At 66.5% G+C, this 17,570-nt stretch carries 14 protein-coding genes; 6 read left to right on the top strand and 8 right to left on the bottom strand.

The window, feature by feature from the left end:
• Window positions 1-135: 135 nt before the first annotated feature.
• Together O6X71_RS17600 and O6X71_RS17595 are read right to left on the bottom strand one after the other, a co-directional pair.
• Window positions 136-3,357, bottom strand: coding sequence for an efflux RND transporter permease subunit (locus O6X71_RS17600; RefSeq protein ID WP_056484794.1), 3,222 nt, complete (start codon window positions 3,355-3,357; stop codon window positions 136-138).
• 4 nt (window positions 3,358-3,361) lie between these two features.
• Window positions 3,362-4,552: an efflux RND transporter periplasmic adaptor subunit gene (locus O6X71_RS17595; protein ID WP_353467037.1), complete on the bottom strand. Its 1,191-nt coding sequence runs from the start codon at window positions 4,550-4,552 to the stop codon at window positions 3,362-3,364.
• Between the two features lie 207 nt (window positions 4,553-4,759).
• Here O6X71_RS17595 and O6X71_RS17590 point away from each other — a divergent pair, with 207 nt between their 5' ends.
• On the top strand, window positions 4,760-5,500 hold the full coding sequence (locus O6X71_RS17590) for an SIMPL domain-containing protein (RefSeq protein ID WP_353467036.1): 741 nt from the start codon (window positions 4,760-4,762) through the stop codon (window positions 5,498-5,500).
• A gap of 223 nt (window positions 5,501-5,723) precedes the next feature.
• Here O6X71_RS17590 and O6X71_RS17585 read toward each other — a convergent pair whose 3' ends face one another.
• The 3 genes from O6X71_RS17585 to O6X71_RS17575 all read right to left on the bottom strand — a co-directional run bounded on the left by O6X71_RS17585 (window position 5,724) and on the right by O6X71_RS17575 (window position 6,705).
• Window positions 5,724-5,981 (bottom strand): GlsB/YeaQ/YmgE family stress response membrane protein, encoded by a 258-nt coding sequence (locus O6X71_RS17585; protein ID WP_353467035.1) that lies wholly within the window; start codon window positions 5,979-5,981, stop codon window positions 5,724-5,726.
• 93 nt (window positions 5,982-6,074) lie between these two features.
• Window positions 6,075-6,374: a DUF1153 domain-containing protein gene (locus O6X71_RS17580; protein WP_056061087.1), complete on the bottom strand. Its 300-nt coding sequence runs from the start codon at window positions 6,372-6,374 to the stop codon at window positions 6,075-6,077.
• 103 nt (window positions 6,375-6,477) lie between these two features.
• Window positions 6,478-6,705, bottom strand: a complete 228-nt coding sequence (locus tag O6X71_RS17575) for a hypothetical protein (protein ID WP_056061089.1) — start codon at window positions 6,703-6,705, stop codon at window positions 6,478-6,480.
• 195 nt (window positions 6,706-6,900) lie between these two features.
• Here O6X71_RS17575 and mnmA point away from each other — a divergent pair, with 195 nt between their 5' ends.
• Both mnmA and O6X71_RS17565 read left to right on the top strand, forming a co-directional pair.
• Window positions 6,901-8,022 carry a tRNA 2-thiouridine(34) synthase MnmA gene (gene mnmA / locus O6X71_RS17570; RefSeq protein WP_353467034.1) on the top strand — a complete coding sequence of 374 codons (1,122 nt, stop codon included), beginning with the start codon at window positions 6,901-6,903 and terminating at the stop codon, window positions 8,020-8,022.
• 14 nt (window positions 8,023-8,036) lie between these two features.
• Entirely contained in the window at window positions 8,037-8,285 is a 249-nt protein-coding gene (locus O6X71_RS17565; RefSeq protein ID WP_353467033.1) for a UvrB/UvrC motif-containing protein, read from the top strand.
• A 193-nt stretch (window positions 8,286-8,478) separates the two neighbouring features.
• Here the strand turns inward: O6X71_RS17565 and O6X71_RS17560 are convergent, their stop codons facing one another.
• The 3 genes from O6X71_RS17560 to pdxH are packed head-to-tail and all read right to left on the bottom strand — an operon-like array spanning window position 8,479 to window position 10,832.
• Window positions 8,479-9,270, bottom strand: coding sequence for a PhzF family phenazine biosynthesis protein (locus O6X71_RS17560; RefSeq protein ID WP_353467032.1), 792 nt, complete (start codon window positions 9,268-9,270; stop codon window positions 8,479-8,481).
• A gap of 39 nt (window positions 9,271-9,309) precedes the next feature.
• Window positions 9,310-10,257, bottom strand: coding sequence for a cation diffusion facilitator family transporter (locus tag O6X71_RS17555; protein ID WP_353467031.1), 948 nt, complete (start codon window positions 10,255-10,257; stop codon window positions 9,310-9,312).
• Window positions 10,254-10,832, bottom strand: coding sequence for a pyridoxamine 5'-phosphate oxidase (gene pdxH, locus O6X71_RS17550; protein WP_353467030.1), 579 nt, complete (start codon window positions 10,830-10,832; stop codon window positions 10,254-10,256). The genes O6X71_RS17555 and pdxH overlap by 4 nt, the downstream gene beginning before the upstream one ends.
• Before the next feature lie 110 nt (window positions 10,833-10,942).
• On the opposite strand from pdxH, the gene O6X71_RS17545 reads away from it, so the two are divergent.
• From O6X71_RS17545 to O6X71_RS17535, 3 genes are all read left to right on the top strand, one after another.
• Entirely contained in the window at window positions 10,943-11,821 is an 879-nt protein-coding gene (locus O6X71_RS17545) for a Ku protein (RefSeq protein ID WP_353467029.1), read from the top strand.
• 192 nt (window positions 11,822-12,013) lie between these two features.
• On the top strand, window positions 12,014-14,545 hold the full coding sequence (gene ligD, locus O6X71_RS17540) for a DNA ligase D (RefSeq protein ID WP_353467028.1): 2,532 nt from the start codon (window positions 12,014-12,016) through the stop codon (window positions 14,543-14,545).
• A gap of 373 nt (window positions 14,546-14,918) precedes the next feature.
• Window positions 14,919-17,357, top strand: coding sequence for a circularly permuted type 2 ATP-grasp protein (locus tag O6X71_RS17535; protein WP_353467146.1), 2,439 nt, complete (start codon window positions 14,919-14,921; stop codon window positions 17,355-17,357).
• Window positions 17,358-17,570: the final 213 nt, after the last annotated feature.

Below are 17,570 nucleotides of genomic sequence, written 5' to 3'. Positions count from 1 at the left end.
ATGCTCGACCGGCACGCGCTCGACCTCCCCATGCTCGACCCGATGGCCCGTGCAGGCACCGTTCGTGCCGTATTCCGCGACGCCCCGCCATCGCGCGGAACTCCGGCGTCGTTCAACACGAGGGGCGCGATGGCGTCACTCGGCTGGCTGTGTGCCATCGCCGAGCTTGGGGGTTGCCGGTCCGAGCCGTGGGCCCGACGGTCCGGCGAGCCCGATGACTTCGCTGCCGTCGTCGCCGGGGCGATAGGTGAGCAGGCTGCGGCCGAGGCGTGGGCCGATATACCGCTCGATCCCGACCGCTAGGCTGAACGCCGCGGGGACGATCAGCAGCGTCAGGATGGTCGACAGGACGAGCCCGCCGATCACGACGATGCCCATCGGCGCGCGCCACGATCCGTCGCCGCCGAGCGACAGCGCGGTCGGGATCATGCCCGCGACCATCGCCACCGTGGTCATCACGATCGGCTGCGCGCGCTTGTGCCCGGCATCGACCACCGCGGTCCACACGTCGACGCCCTTGCCCATCTCCTCCAGCGCGAAGTCGATCAGCAGGATCGAGTTCTTGGCGACGATGCCGAGCAGCATGAGGATACCGATGAACACCGGCATCGACACCGGATTGCCCGTCGCCCACAACGCGATCAGCCCGCCGAGCGGCGCCAGCAACAGCGACCCCATGTTGACGAACGGCGGCAGCGCGCGGCGATACAGCAGCACCAGCACCGCAAACACCAGGAACGTCCCCGCGATCACCGCGAGGATGAAGTTGTTGATCATCTCCGCCTGGAACTTCGACTGCCCCAGCACGAGCTTGTTCACGCCGGTCGGCAGGTTCGCCATCGTCGGCAGCGCGTCGATCTGCTTCTGCGCGACGCCCGAGACGATACCGGGGGCTAGATCGGCGCCGATCGTCAGCTGACGCTGTTGATTGACGCGGTCGATCTTGGTCGGGCCGGAGCCGAGCGTGATCTCCGCCACTAGGTTCAGCGGCACCGACCCACCGGATGCGGTCGACACCGGCAGGTTCTGGATCGTTGACAACTCGCTACGCGCACCCTGGTCGAGTGCCACGCGGATCGGAATCTGGCGATCGGAGAGCGAGAACCGCGCCGAGTTCTGGTCGATGTCGCCAAGCGTCGCGATGCGGATCGCCGACGATAGCGCCTGCGTCGTCACGCCGAGGTTGGCGGCGAGATCGAAGCGCGGCTTGATGACGATTTCCGGGCGCTGCATGTTGCCGGCGACGCGCGGCGCGACCAGCGTCGGCAGGCGCGACATCTCGGTCACGATCTTCTGCGCGGTCGCATCGAGCAGCTTGGGATCGTCGCCACCCAGCGTCACGCTCATGTCGCGCGTGCTCCCACCCCAGCCATTCTGCGAGCGGAACGAGACGCGTGCGTCGGGAATCGCCGCAAGCTGGGGTGCGAGGCTACGCTCGAACTCCGTGCTCTTCATCTTGCGGTCGTCCTTAAGCGTCGCGGTGACCCGGCCGGCATTGACCGAACCATTGGCGCCGCTGCGCGCATAGACCGACTGCACGTCCGGCTGCGATCCGATCAACGCCGCGACTTTGGTCACCACCGCTTCGGTCTGCGCCAGCGTCGTGCCCGGGACCATGTCGATGACCGCCATCGACGTATCGTTGTCCTGCGCGGGCTGGAACGTCATCGGCAGCACCGCGAACATCACGATCGTCATGAGGAACGCGAACACGCCGAGCCCGAGCACCCAGAAGCGGTGATCGCGGAAGCGGCTGGTCAAGCGGTGGAAGCCGCCACGGGCGGCCGAGGCCTTCGCCTTGCCGGTCTCCAGCGTCCACTTCAGCGTCGCCATATAGCCGTCCATCAGGACGCCCTCGCCGTGGACGGCGGGGCCGGCGGACTTGAGGAAATACGCCGCGAGCATCGGCGTGACGAGGCGTGCGACCGCGAGGCTCATCAGCACCGACGCAACGACCGTCAGGCCGAAATTCTTGAAGAACTGCCCCGAGATACCCGGCATCAGGCCGACCGGCAGGAACACCGCGACGATCGCCATAGTCGTCGCCAGCACGGCGAGACCGATCTCGTCGGCGGCGTCAATCGAGGCCTGATAGGCGGACTTGCCCATCCGCATGTGGCGGACGATGTTCTCGATTTCGACGATCGCGTCGTCGACCAGCACGCCTGCGACGAGGCTGAGCGCAAGCAACGTCATCTGGTTCAGGTTGAAGCCGAGCAGATCCATGAACCAGAAGGCCGGGATCGCCGACAGCGGGATCGCCAGCGACGAGATCACCGTAGCGCGCCAGTCGCGCAGGAACAGGAACACCACGATCACCGCGAGCACAGCGCCCTCAATCATCGCGTGGATCGCGCTCTCATACTGCATCTCGGTGTATTTGACGCTGTTCGAGCGCAGCACGAAATGCACGTTCGGGTTGCGCTTCTCCATCGCCGCGAGCTTCTTCACCGCCTCATTGAAGACGGTGACGTCGGACGAACCCTTGGAACGCTGGAAATCGAAGCTGATCGTCTGGCGACCGTCGATCGCGGCGCGGCTGCGTTGTTCGGCGTAGAGATCGCGGACCTGCGCGATGTCGGCCAATCGTACCGTGCGGCCGTTGCCGACGCTGATCTGGGTCTGGGCAAGTGCGACCGCGTCCTTCGCGTTACCGAGCACGCGGACCGACTGTTCGGACCCAGCGATCTCGGCACGACCGCCCGCCGCGTTCAGATTGACCTGCCGGAGTTGGGCGTTGACCTGGCTCGCGGTCAGCCCCTGGCTTTGCAGCTTGAGCGGATCGAGGATGATGCGGATCTCGCGACTGACGCCGCCGTTGCGGTTGACCGCGGCCATGCCGGGGACCGACAGCAATTCCTTCGCGACGTTGTTGTCGATGTACCAGCTGAGCTGTTCGACCGTCATGTCCTTGGCAATCACGGAATAGCTGGCGAGATCGTTGTCGGTGGTGTTCGCACGGAACACCTGCGGCTCGAGGATACCCTCGGGCAGGTCGCTGCGGATCTGCGCGATCGCGTCGCGGACGTCGGTGACGGCGCGGTCGATCGGCGTGCCGATGCTAAGCTGGACAACGGTCTGCGACTGGCCCTCGGTAACGGTCGAGGTGATCTCGTCGATGCCCTGGAGCGAACGCACCGCGGCCTCGACGCGCTGCGTGACCTGCGTCTCGAGCTCGGTCGGCGCGGCACCCGGCTGGTTGATGACGACGATCGCGATCGGGAAATCGATGTCCGGATCGTTGTTCACGTCCATCCGCATGAAGCTGACGATGCCCGCCAGGGTCAGCGCGATGAACAGAACGATCGGCGGCACCGGGTTGCGGATCGCCCAGGCCGAGATGTTGCGAAAGTTCATGAGCTCAGCTCGCTTTCTTCGTGACCGGCTTCACCTTCTGCCCGGGCGCCAGGAACCCGCCTGCAGACAACACTACTCGCTCGGTTCCGTCGAGTCCGCTCAGGATCGTCACGCCCGCATCGGAGACCTGACCGATCTTGATATCGCGGCGCACGGCCTTGTTATCGGCGCCGATGATATAGACGAAGCTGCCCTTCTCGTCGCTTTGCAGCGCCGAATCGGGGAGCAACGGTGCCTGGGTCGCACCGCCGACGATCGTCGCCGCGGCGAATCCGCCCGGGCGCAGTGCAGGGTCATAGGCGACAGCGATCCGCGCGATGCCCTGGCGGCTCTGCGGGTCGATGACCGGCGAGACCTGCCACACCTGTCCCGGGAAGCCCTGAGTGGTGCCGACCGGAACGACCGTCGCGCGGGCGCCCGCATGGAGCCCGGCGAGATCCGCTTCGCTCAACTGCGCACGCATTTCCATCTGGCCGTCCGCGGCCATGCGGAACAGCACGCCCGTCCCCGCGCCGACGACCTGCCCTGATTCGACGCCGCGCGTCAGCACGAGGCCGGCGGCGGGCGCGCGGATATCGAGACGACCGTTGCGCGCGCGTGCTTCGCCGAGCGTCGCCTGCGCCACCTTCACCCGCGCGGCGGCGGCGTCGCGCGTCGCGGCCTTGCGCTGGAGATCGGCCTTCGAGATGAAGCCGCGATCGACGAGCTGCTTGGCGCGATCGAGTTCGGCCTGCGCGATCGTTTCGTCGGAGCGTGCGACGCTCACCGAGGCGGCGAGCGAGGCGGCCGTCTCGGTCTGGACCGAGCGATCGACCGTCGCCAGCACCTGGCCCGCCGCGACCCACTGGCCCGGCTCGACCAGCACGCGCGTGATCATCCCGCCCTCACCCGCGACGCCGACCGGCATCTCGCGCCGCGCGGCGATCGTGCCGGTGGCGGAAATCGTGCGGTCGACCGTCTTGCGGCCCGGCACCACGACCGAGACGGTCGGCACCTGCTCGACGACCGGACCGGCGGCGACATCCTTCTTGCCGCCCTTGAACGCGAAGATGGCGGCGACGATCGCCAGCATGACGACGACCGCGATGATGATGTTGCGGCGGCGGTGCGACGGTGCGGTGTAATCGGGGAGCACGAGCTGGTCTTCGGTCTCGCCACCGTCAATCTGGCCGACGGTCTTCGTCTCGTAGTTCATGCGCGTCACAATCCCAATTTCGACCGGTCTTGTCTCGACCCGCTTCGCCATTCACCGGCTGTGTTATATGAATAGGTCACCGCGCTCAAGCCCTTTGGCTTATGCGGACCGCAGACATGCTTCGATTCCGATCTATCCGCAATGCCGTTCAGCTTGCGTTGAACTGTGTAGGACGACAGGCAGGCCGTGTCCCACCGGAGAGAAACAATGAAGACAGCATCGTTCCTGAGCGCCCTCGCTACCGTCGCGATCGGCTTGCCTGCCGTCGCTGCCAACGCCCAAGCCGCGCCGACGACCGTCGAGCCCATGGTGCCCGCCGCCGGGACCGTTCTGGACGTGACCGCCGAGGGGCGCACGACTCGAGTGCCCGATCTGGCGACGATCCGCGCCGGCGTCGTATCCCAGTCGACGACAGCAGCGGCGGCACTCACAGATAATGCGCAACGGATGGCGAAGGTTCTGGCGTCGCTCAAACGCGCAGGCGTTGCACCGCGCGACATCGCTACCTCGAACGTCCAGCTTGCCCCGCAATATCGCTACGCCGACAACCAGCCGCCGGTGATCACGGGGTATCAGGCGACCAACACCGTCTCGATCCGCTTCCGCGACGTCGCGAAGTCGGGGACGGTCCTTGATGCGCTGGTGGCTGAGGGTGCGAACCAGATCGACGGGCCGAACCTGTCGATCGACAAGCCTGACGCGGCGCTCGACGAAGCCCGAACGGATGCGATCGCGCAGGCCAAGCGTCGCGCCGATCTCTACGCCAAGGCGGCGGGGCTGCGGGTGTCGCGGATCGTCTCGATCGCCGAATCGGGTCAGGATGCGGGTGGTCCGGCACAACCGATGTTCATGATGGCGCGCGCGTCGATGGCCAAGGACAGCACGCAGATCGCGCCGGGTGAGAAGGACGTGACCGTAACGCTGTCGGTACGCTTCCTGCTGAACTGACGCTCTCTACAACCCTCCCCCGCCAGTGGGGAGGTGGCTGACACTTGCCAGACGGAGGGGGAGGTAAGGGATAACGGCTGGTGCGCGCTCCACCCCCTCCGTCGCCTTCGGCGACACCTCCCCCTGGCGGGGGAGGATTTCAGCGCCGCATGCTCGGGCACATAGAAAAAGGGCCGCCCGGTTGCCCGGACGGCCCTATGTCTTCGCGTGACGAAGCGAACTCTTAGCGAACGCTACCGCGACGCACGAGGTTCACGATCGCGAGCAGGATGACCGCCCCCAGCAGCGAAACGAGGAACGAGGTCAGCGTGAGCGGCGAATTGTTGATCGAGCCACCCGACAGGATCAGGTTGCCGATGGCTGCGCCAACGATGCCGACGATAATGTTCAGGAAGATACCCTGCTGCGCATCGGTGCGCATGATCATGCTAGCGATCCAGCCGATGACGCCGCCGACGATAAGCCAAAGAATGAGACCCATGATGTTTTCCCTCCGTTGAACCCGTATCCGGGCGATGGCGGAAAGACGTGCGAACGGCGTTTTTTGTTCCGCTCGCGTTTTGAGTTTTGCCCCTCAATACTTTTGTTGGCGCTCGTACAATGACTTATAATGCTGGATCCGCGTCACGCGCAGTCCGGGCATTCCCGACCGATCGATCGCCCGCTGCCATCCGGCGAACTCCTCGACCGTCAGGCCGTAACGCGCACAGACATCGTCGACGCTCAACAGTCCGCCATTCACCGCAGCGACGACTTCGGCCTTGCGCCGCACGACCCAGCGCGTGGTGCTGGGCGGTGGCAGGCTGTCCAGCGTCAGCTGCTCGCCCAATGGCCCGATGACCTTGCCGGGACGGATTTTCTGGTTCTCGATCATTTGAAACCTCTGATCGGGGCGGGGGGCCCCCTCTCGATACGCACACACGACCTGTAATCGCAGGTCTTGAAGATCGGCTGAAACGCCGCGGTAAACAGCATCTTCATTCCTCCTTCCAACGGGTCAACGCCGCGGCCATCGGCCCGTTGAACGCACCGTGGAGCGGCGCGAACAACTTCGGATCGATCGTGGCGCGAGCAAATCCGGCCTGCACCGCCGCTGTCGGGCTCGCTGCCTGTCGGGCGGCGATACCGACGATCAGGACGGCCAAGTCACCCGGAAGAACGGTGACCTCTGCGTCGCGATCGAAACGGGGAAAACTCAGGTCCAACGGGATACTCGCTTCACTCTCGGGAACCCCTGTCTAGGCCAAGGGGATGAAGACTGCGTAAAACACCCATCGCCAAGTGCCCGAATTGTTGCACCGCAGCCTGCGTCGGTCGCATTTTTCCCTCGCTTCGGCCTAATCCAGGTTAATCGACGCATCTTTTTGCAACGCGATGCCTCCGCGCTTATGTAGCGCCGCATGGATCAGACCGATTTTCAGCTCGGGGCCACCGCCGGTGCGGGCATGGCCGGAAAGCGCATCGTCGTGGCGATGTCGGGCGGCGTCGACAGTTCGGTCGTCGCCGCGCTGGCGCATGCCACCGGCGCCGAGACGATAGGCGTGACGTTGCAGCTGTACGATCACGGCGAGGCGGTCGGCCGCGCAGGCTCGTGCTGCGCCGGTCGCGATATCCGCGACGCCCGTGCTGTCTGCGATCGCCTCGGCATCGCGCACTACGTGTTCGATCACGAAACCAGCTTCCGTGAGCAGGTCGTCGACAAGTTCGCCGACGAGTATCTCGCCGGTCGCACGCCGATCCCGTGTGTCCAGTGCAACATGGGGCCGAAGTTCACAGACCTGTTGAAGCTCGCGCGCGATCTCGGCGCGGATTGCCTCGCGACCGGGCATTATGTCCGGCGAGTCGAGGGCGCGCACGGTAACGAACTGCACCGCGGCGCCGATCCGGCGCGCGACCAGAGCTATTTCCTGTTCGCGACCACGCAGACGCAGCTCGATTACCTCCGCTTTCCGCTCGGTGGCCTGCCCAAGGCGCGCGTGCGCGAGATCGCGGCCGAACTCGGTCTCGGCGTCGCGGCCAAGCCGGACAGCCAGGACATCTGCTTTGTTCCCGACGGCGACTACGCCGGGCTCGTCAAAAAACTGCGCCCCGAGGCGGCAGAGACCGCGGGCGACATCGTCGATCTCGGCGGCGCAAAGCTCGGCGAACATCGCGGACTGATCCACTTCACCGTCGGCCAGCGCCGCGGGCTGGAAATCGGCGGCAGTCCCGAGCCGCTCTACGTCGTGCGAGTCGAGCCTGCCACGAAGCGGGTCGTCGTCGGCCCCCGTCGCGCGCTCGCGGTCGAGGCGGCGCGGATGACCGACATCAACTGGCTGGGTGGCGATTTCACCGGACCGTTGACCGCCAAGGTGCGATCGATGGCGAAGCCCGTCCCTGCCCGTCTGGTCGGCGACCGCGTGGTGTTCGATGCGCCCGAATATGGGGTGGCGCCGGGTCAGGCGGCGGTGCTGTATGCGGGCGAGCGGGTGCTCGGCGGCGGCTGGATTGCGGACACCGAAGCGGCACTCGTCGCCGCCTGACGCGTTGAGCGCGGATGGATATCGAAGATCTACGCCGCCAGATGGAAGCCGCCGCCGCGGCGATGGATTTCGAAACCGCGGGCAAGTTGCGTGATCAGATCAGCGTGTTGCGCGGCGGTGGCGAGGTGGCGGACATGGCTGGGCTCACGCGGCAACAGCCCGGCGCAATGGGTCTCGGCACTAGCCAGCAACGCATGACCCCGCCGCCGGGTTGGGTGAAGCCGAAGAAGCCCGATCCGATGACCAAGGGACGCAAGCGGTAGACGCGTTGATCACACCGGACCTATGCGTGCTTTTATCCTTGAAGCACGGATGCGGCCGCATTCGAACAGCAGCCCACTCTTCCTTGTTCTCCCGCGAAGGCGGGAGCCCAGGCTGGGTCCCCGCCTTCGCGGGGAAACAAACTTCCTTTGCCTCTAGGGGTCAGGCACCGACCTGTTCTCCGGTGCCGAGCACTCAAGGCAGCAGGAACGTACCCTCTATCGTAGTCACGCACGATCCGCCGAGCACCACCCGGTCGCCGTCGAGCCGACACGTCAATTTCCCGCCGCGCGCGCTCGCCTGATACGCCGTGAAGCTGTTCCCCAAGGTCGGCGCCCAATACGGCACCATCACCGCATGCGCCGAGCCCGTCACCGGATCCTCATTGATTGCGTAATACGGCGTGAACACGCGGCTGACGATATCGGTCGCCTCGCCCCGAGCCGCGACGATCGCGACGATCGGGAACTTCGCCAACGCCGCGAAGTCCGGCTTGAGGTCACGCACGATGGGCTCGTCGTCGACGATCACGAGCGCATAGCCCTTCTCGTGCCACAGGGTCTCGACGGGCGCCTCGATGTTCAGCGCCGCGATGATCTCCGGAATCGCCTTCGGGCTCGGTCCCCAAGCCGGCAGTTCCAGCGTGTACCCGCTGTCCGCCCGCGCGACCTCCAGCATTCCCGCCTGCCGCGTCCGGAATCGCACCCGGTCGAGCGCGGTATCCGACGACAGCACGAAATGCCCGCTCGCCAGCGTCGCATGTCCGCACAAAGCAACCTCCGCACCCGGCGTGAACCACCGCAGGTCGAAATCGACACCCTCATCGTCCGAAGCAACGATGAACGCGGTCTCGCTCAGGTTGTTCTCCTGCGCGATGTTCAGCAGCACGTCGTCGTCGAGCCAAGCCGACAGCGGCATCACCGCCGCCTGGTTGCCGCCGAACGGCGTGTCGGAAAACGCATCGATCTGCGCAAACGGTATTCTCATGGCTGAATCCTCAAACGCGTTTGCCGAATCTCGAGCGGACTATACCCGCTTGCCGAACCAATGCGGCGTCACGTCCGCCTCGACCAGCGGATTGTCGGTGTCGACATGCCCCTCGGGATCGAGATGGATCAGCACTTCGACCTTGGGGAACGCGGTGCGCAGGTTGCGCTCGACCGCCTCGACGATGTCGTGCGCGTGCGCCACGGTCAGGTCGCGCGCGACCTCCATGTGGAACTGCGCGAAATCATGGCTCCCCGAACGGCGCGTGCGGAAATCGTGAATGCCGCGAATGCCAGGCTGGCGCGCGGCGACGTCGAGGAATTGCGCGCGGAAATCCTCCGGCCATTCCTTGTCCATCAGCTGGTCGATCGCGTTCGACGACGCCTGGAATGCGCCCCATGCAAGCCACAGCGCGATGACGATGCCGAAGATCGGATCCGCGCCGCTCCACCCGACATATTGATCGAGCACCAGCGCGACGATCACCGAGCCGTTGAGCAGTACGTCCGACTGGTAGTGCACGTTGTCCGCCAGGATCGCGACCGAGCCCGTCTGGCGGATGATCTTGCGCTGATAGGCCAGCAGGAACACCGTCGCGACGATCGCGATCACCGACACGCCGATGCCGAAATCGGCGCCGGTGGTAGGCTGCGGATCGCCGAATGCGAGGATCGCACGCCATGCGATGCCGACCGCAGACGCGGTGATCAGCATGACCTGGAACAGTGCGGCGAGCGCCTCCGCCTTGCCGTGGCCGAAGCGGTGATCGTGATCCGCCGGCGTGGCCGCCAGCCGCACGCCGTACAACGTGACCAGCGACGCGAGCAGGTCGAGCGCGGTATCGGCGAGCGAGCCGAGCATCGCCACCGAGCCCGTCGACCATGCCGCAAAGCCCTTCAGCAGCAGCAGGAAACACGCCATCGCGACGCTGGCGAGCGCCGCGCGGGTTGCCAGGGGTATGACCCTGCGCCGTTCGTCCAGAGTCATGGGAACAACAGCCCTTCGCTCCAGTTGCCGTCATCGCGAACGAACAGCCGCCGTTCGTGGAGCCGATGCGCACGGTCCTGCCAGAACTCGATCCGCGTCGGCGTGACACGGTAGCCACCCCAATGCGGCGGCCTTGGCACGTCCTGCCCGTCGAACTTCGCGGTCATTTCGGCAAAGCGCTGCTCGAACGTCTCGCGGCTGTCGAGCGGCCGGGACTGCTCCGACGCCCAGGCGCCAAGCTGCGAATCACGACCACGCGAGGCGAAATAGGCGTCGGACTCTTCGTCCGTCGCCCATGATACCGGACCCTCGATGCGGATCTGACGGCGCAGCGACTTCCAGTGGAACAGCAGCGCACCCTGCGGATTGGCGGCGAGCTCGCCTGCCTTGCGGCTTTCGCGATTGGTGTAGATCACGAAGCCGTCCGGCCCATGACCCTTCAACAGCACCATGCGCACCGACGGCCGCCCCTCGGCATCGGCCGTCGCGAGCGCGACCGCGTTCGGGTCGTTCGGCTCGGACTGCTTGGCCTCGGCGTACCAGCTATCGAACAGCGTGAAGGGATCGTCTGACATGCCGCGCGCCATAGCGGGATTTGGCGCGGAACGAAACTTTGGAACGACTCTACCGTGCCGATGATTGACCCAGGTAATCGAATCGTTTCCGCAACGAAGGAACATCCAGGGTGGCAGCGCGCGCATATTGGCAGGGGCAGATCCGGCTGGCCCTCGTCTCGATCCCGGTCGAGATCTATTCCGCGACCAAGTCCGGTGCGGCGGTGTCGTTCAAGCAGATTCACGAGCCATCGGGCCAGCCGATTCATTACGACAAGGTCGTCACTGGCGTCGGCCCGGTCGATGCCGACGAGATCATGAAGGGCTATGAGGTCTCGAAAGGCGAATACGTCCTGCTGGAGCAGGACGAGATCGATGCGGTGAAGCTCGAGTCGAAGAAGACGCTGGAGCTGACGCAGTTCGTCGATGCGAGCGAGATCGACGTGCTCTATTACGAAAAGCCGTATTTCGTGGTGCCCGCGGATGATCTCGCGGAGGAGGCGTTCATCGTGCTGCGCGAGGCGTTGAAGCGGACGAAGAAGGTCGGGCTCGGCCAACTCGCGATGCGCGGCCGCGAATATGTCGTGAGCCTGAAGCCGTGCGGGCGCGGAATGGTGCTGGAGACGCTTCGGTACGCCGACGAGGTGCACAAGGCGCAGGGCTATTTCCGCGAGATTCCGGACGACAAGCCTTCGGAGGAATTGCTGGAGCTGGCCGAGGCGCTGATCGGGAAACGGAGTGGGGATTTCCACCCGCAGGAGTTCCATGATCGCTATGTCGATGCGCTGAAGGACCTGATCGAGCGCAAGCGCAAGTCGAACGGGAAGAAGATCATCGAGGACAAGGACACCGGCGGGAAGACCGGCTCTAACGTGGTCGACCTGATGGCTGCGTTGAAGAAGTCGATGGAGAAGAGCGGGAGTGCGGAGAAGGCGCCGGCCAAGAAGGCCCCTGCCAAGCGGCCGCCGGCAAAAACCGCTGCCAAAGCTCCCGCGAAGAAACGTGCGTAACGCTTTTCCTTGTTTCCCCGCGAAGGCGGGGACCCAGTCTGGGCTCCCGCCTTCGCGGGAGAACAAGCTTATAGGGGCGACCACCCCCTCCCCCGTCATCCCAGCGCAAGCTGGGATCTCCCCATTGCAGCTCAGCCCCTCGCCGCGCGAGGTCCCGGCTTTCGCCGGGATGACGAAGACGGGACGCTATTGATGGTCACGCCCCCAGACCCCCTCGCCCTCTACAATTCCAAGCGGAACTTCACCAAGACCGCCGAACCTGCCGGCACGCTAGTCCCCGGCAACGGCAATTCGTTCATGGTCCAGAAGCACGACGCGACCCGCCTCCATTGGGACTTCCGTCTCGAAATCGACGGCGTCCTCAAAAGCTGGGCGGTCACCCGCGGCCCCAGCCTCGACCCCAACGAAAAGCGCCTCGCGGTCCGCACCGAGGACCACCCGCTAAGCTACGCCACCTTCGAAGGCACGATCCCCGCCGGCGAATATGGCGGCGGCACGGTGATGCTGTGGGACCGCGGCACCTGGTCGCCGATCAAGGGCAAGTCGGCCAAGGACCTCGACAAGGGCCACCTCCACTTCGTCCTCGATGGCGAACGGATGAAGGGCGAATGGCTGCTGATCCGCTTGAAGCCCCGCGCCAAGGAAAAGCGCGAGAACTGGCTGCTCAGGAAGATCGACGATGCCGCGGCCGGCGGTACCGACACGCTGGTGGAAGAAGCGCTGACCAGCGTCTCTACCGGCCGCACGATGGTCGAAATCGAGGAAGGCAAATCCTCCCCGGCACGGGGAGGGGGACCAGCGAAGCTGGTGGAGGGGGCGGGCCGCAAGAGTACCGCCAGCCGTAAAGGTGTCGCCAGCGCCAAGCCCCCCTCCACCCCCGCAAAAGGTCGCGGCGGTCCCCCTCCCCGTGCCGGGCAGGAATTTCAGGACCTGCAACTCTGCACCCTGGTCGACGCCGTCCCCACCGGCTCCGCCTGGCTTCACGAGGTAAAATACGACGGCTATCGCGCGCTACTCTCCGTCGCCAACGGCAAGGCGAAGGTCTTCACCCGCACCGGCCTCGACTGGACCGGCAAGTTCGCCGCGATCGCCGCCGCCGCCGCCAAACTCCCCGTAAAATCCGCGCTGATCGACGGCGAGATCGTCGCGTTCAAGAACGGCCATCCCGATTTCTCGACGCTGAAGGACGCGATTTCCTTGGGCGGCGACATGACGTTGTTCGCGTTCGACCTGCTCGCGCTCGACGGCGAAGACCTGACCGGCCTCTCCAACCTCGACCGCAAGGCGCGACTGCAACCGCTGATCCCCGAAGATGAAGACCGCCTCCGCTATTCCGACCACGTCAGCGGCGCGGGCGAACAACTGTTCGAGACGATGTGCCGCGAGGGCCTCGAAGGCATCGTCTCGAAACGCGCCGACGCGCCCTATGCCGGCAAGCGGACCAAGGCGTGGCTCAAGGTCAAATGCACGCACCGCCAGGAATTCGTGATCGTCGGCTGGCTCCCCTCCGACAAGAAGCGGGGGTTCAAGTCGCTGCTGCTCGGCGTTCGCGAGGGCAAGGGCTATCGGTACGCCGGGAAAGTCGGCACCGGTTTCGACCAGGCGCTGATGGACGAAATCCGCGACAAGCTCGACGCGCTCGATCGCAAGACACCGACGGTCGAGGCCCCGAAGGCAGCGGTCCGCGGCGCGAAATGGGTCACGCCGAAACTGGTCGCGGAGGTCGCGTTTGCCGAGGTCACGCCCGATGGCGTGCTCCGCCATTCGAGCTTCATCGGCCTGCGCGAGGACAAGGCGGAGAAGGACGTCGTTGCCGAGACACCCGCGCCACTGCCCGATGTGGAGGAAGCCGCGGCGCCCGCGACCAGTATAAAGGTCAGCAGCCGGGACCGCGTGATCTTCGACAAGTCGGACGTCACGAAGGGCGATCTCGCGGACTATTACGTCGCGGTCTCGGGGATCATGCTGCCGGTCGCGGGCAACCGCCCGATCAGCCTCGTCCGCTGCCCCCAAGGCCGCTCCCGCGCGTGCTTCTTCCAGAAACACGACGCGGGGAGCTTCGGCGACGCCGTGCATCAGGTTCCGATACGCGAGAAGGACGGCTCGACTGAGGACTATCTCTATGTCGACGACGCAGACGGGCTGGTCGCGTGCGTGCAGATGGGGACGATCGAGTTCCACGGCTGGGGCTCGTCGAACGCGACTTTGGAGAAGCCGGACCGACTGATATTCGATCTCGACCCGGACGAGGGGCTCGACTTCGGCGACACCAAGAAGGCAGCCGAGCATTTGAAGAACCAGCTCGCCGAACTCGGGCTGGTCAGCTTCCCGATGCTGTCGGGGGGCAAGGGCGTGCACGTGGTCGTGCCGCTGACCCCGCAGGCCGAATGGCCGGCGGTGAAGGACTTCGCGGATCGGTTCGCTCGGGCGATGGCGGGGGCGGATCCCGAGCGATTCGTCGCGACGATGGCGAAGGCGAAACGCAAGGGGCGGATCTTCATCGACTGGCTGCGGAACCAGCGCGGGGCGACCGCGGTGATGCCGTATTCGGCGCGGGCTCGGGCGGGGGCGCCGGTGGCGGCACCGGTGTCGTGGACCGAGTTGCGGGATATCGAGACGGCGGCGCGGTGGGGTGTGAAGGATGGGGCTGAGTTGATCGCGCGGGCTGGGTCGCGGGCGCTGGCGGGTTGGGGTGTGGCGGATCAAGTACTGCCGGATCTTTGAGCGGCCCCCTCCACCAGCACCACCCCGGCGGAGGCCGGGGCCCAACTGGAAAGGTGGTCGTAACGGCGCGATGCCCTTCATTATCGCCGTCCCCCAATTGGGCCCCGGCCTCCGCCGGGGTGGCGTTTTGTGGAGGCGACAGCTCGCCCCCTTGCTGTTCCCTGACGAACGCGGGGGTCCAGGGTAATGGGGCGCCGCGTCTGGGATTCCTGGGCCCCCGCGTTCGCGAGGGAACGGGACTAACGCGCGGCCCCCGCGACAATTTATGTTGCACCGCCGCGTCGAAAGGTGAAACACCGCCGCCTGTATTCGGGGGCTTGAGGCATTGAACACGGCGGACACGGCGACGCACACCGCGCCCCTTTTCGACGCGATGATCCATGCCGAGCGCTGGATCGCCGACTATTGCGCGCGCAGCACCAGCGCGGACGTGCTCTGCGAAGACGCCGACCCCGCCTGGGCGGCGATGTTCGCCGAGCTGGCGACGGTCGCCTCGGACGACCTCGGCCATATCCGCGAACGCGTCCAGCGGCATGCGGTCGACATCGGCACCGGCTTCCGCATCGCCGACGAACCCGACGAGCGCCCCTGGCCCGTCTCGCCCGTACCCTTGCTGATCGAAGCCGGCGAATGGGCCGGCATCGAGCGCGGCGTGATCCAGCGCGCGACGCTGATGGAGACGGTGATCGCCGACCTCTACGGCGAGGGAAAGCTGGTTGCCGACGGGCACATCCCCGCCGCGCTCGTCACCGGCAGTCCGTTCTTTCTGCGGCCGATGGTCGGGCTCGACCCGCCGGGTGGCCGGCATCTCGATTTCATCGCGATCGACCTCGGGCGAGGGCCGACCGGTGAGTGGCGCGTCCTCGCCGATCACCTGCGCGCGCCCGCCGGCGCCGGCTATGCGCTGGAGAACCGCATCGCGGTCAGCCGGACGCTCGGCGGGTTGCAGGATCGGCTCAACGTCCAGCGGCACGCACCGTTCTTCGCCGCCTTCCGCGCCGGGATCGCGGCGATGTGCAAGCGGACCGACCCGCGGATCGGGCTGCTCACGCCCGGTCGGTTCAACCCGAGCTATCCCGAACAGGCGCATCTCGCGCGCTATCTCGGGCTGTTGCTCGTCGAGGGCGCCGATCTCGCCGCGCTCGAGGACAAGGTGTATGTCCGCACCATCGGTGGGCTCAAGCGGATCGATGCGCTGTGGCGGCGGCTCGACCCGCGGCTGCTCGATCCGCTGGCGTTCGACACGCATTCGCAGATCGGCGTGCCCGGGCTGATCGACGCGTACGCGGCCGGCAACGTCGTGCTGTCGAACGCGCCGGGCTCGGCCGTGCTGGAGGCGCCGGCGTTCTCGGCGTTCCTGCCGCAGCTCGCGAAGTCGCTGCTCGGGCAAGACCTGCTGCTCCCCAACATCGCCACGTGGTGGTGTGGGCAGGACGGCGCGCGCGCGCAGGTCGAGGCGAATTTCGATCGCCTGCTGATCGGTCCTGCGTTCCACTCGCGGCCTCTCGGTATGACAGGCGGCCCGGTTACGGGGGCCGACATCACCGGCGAGGACCGGACGCGTCTGCTCGCCGATATGGCGAACAGGCCGCAAGATTATGTCGGGCAGGAACTGGTCCAGCTCTCGACGATGCCGGTCGTGGTCGGCGATGCGCTGGTCCCCCGCCCCTTCACCTTGCGCGTGTTCGCAGCGCGTAACGGCGACGGCGAGTGGACCGTCCTCCCCGGTGGGTTCGCGCGGATCGGCGAGCATCCCGACGCGCGGGCGGCGGTGATGGGCGAAGGCATCTGGTCCGCCGACGTCTGCATCTATGGTGCCGAGCCGGTCGCGCCCGTGTCGTTGCTGACCGCCGCGGACTCGCTCCAGGTGCGGCGCAATCCGGGGACGCTGCCGAGCCGGGTAGCGGACAATTTCTACTGGCTCGGGCGCTATCTGGAGCGCGGCGAAGCGCTGCTCGGCGCGATCCGCGTGATGCTCGGCAATTCGATCGACGTCGACGGGGGGGCGGTGTTGTCCCCCACCACGGTCGGCAAGCTGGTCGGGCTGATCGTCGGAGCGGGCAGCGCGCCGCACCCGCCGTCGCTGCGCCGCGCCGACCTGACCGCGCTCGCCCGCACCGCGATGGAGGACGAGCGTTGGCAGTCGATCCTCACGCTCAATCGGCACGCGAGAGAGATCGGGGAGGGCTCGCGCGACCGGTTGTCGGCGGACATGGTGCGGTTGCTCGAGGCGCCCTTCCCTACGCATCGCGGAATGCTGGAGCGGGCGGGGTCGCTGCAACGGCGGTATGCGGCGATCGCGGGGCTGTCGGCGGAGCATATGGGACGGACCGCGGCATGGCGCTTCCACGATCTCGGGCGGCGGATCGAGCGGGCGATGGCGATGGCGCGGGCGATCCGGTTGTTCGGGATGCCGGGGGCGTCGCCGGACGACCTGTCGGTGCTGCTCGACCTGGCGGACAGCCAGATCAGTTACCGGCAGCGCTATCCGACCGGGATCGCGCGCGTACCGGTGATGGATCTGGTGGCGCTCGATCCGGGCAATCCTCGGTCGTTGGCGTTTTCGGCGGAGCGGATTGCGGCGCGGCTGGCGGAGTTGCCGGTGCTCAGCGACGACGAGATGGCGGAGCCGCAGCAGGCGCAGGCGACCGGGTTGCTGGCGATCGTGATGACCGCGACCGCGGCGGAGCTGGATGCGGAGACGCTGGGGGATATCGAGCGGCGTCTCGGCGCGGTGTCGGATGCGCTGGCGCGGCGGTATTTCCTGCAGGGGGCCGAGCCGTTGCGGACTAGCGGGCTGACGTTGGCGTGAGGGGCGTGACCGTGCGCAACAAGCTCCCTCTCCCCTCCGGGGAGAGGGTCGGGGTGAGGGGCTGTTCCAGGCGCCGCGCTGCTTGGCGGGGGGGGGCCCCCCCCCCCCCCCCCCCCCCCCGGGGGGGGGCGGGGGGCGGGGGGGGGGGGGCCCCCCCCCAACACCCCCGACAACACCCACAGGGGGCGGCGCGAGAGGGGGCAGAGCGGGGGG

This window comes from Sphingomonas faeni (genome assembly GCF_040407505.1).
Taxonomy (GTDB): domain Bacteria; phylum Pseudomonadota; class Alphaproteobacteria; order Sphingomonadales; family Sphingomonadaceae; genus Sphingomonas; species Sphingomonas faeni_E.
The sequence above is the reverse complement of the archived record's forward strand: the minus strand, read 5'-3'. Positions and strand labels throughout refer to the sequence as shown.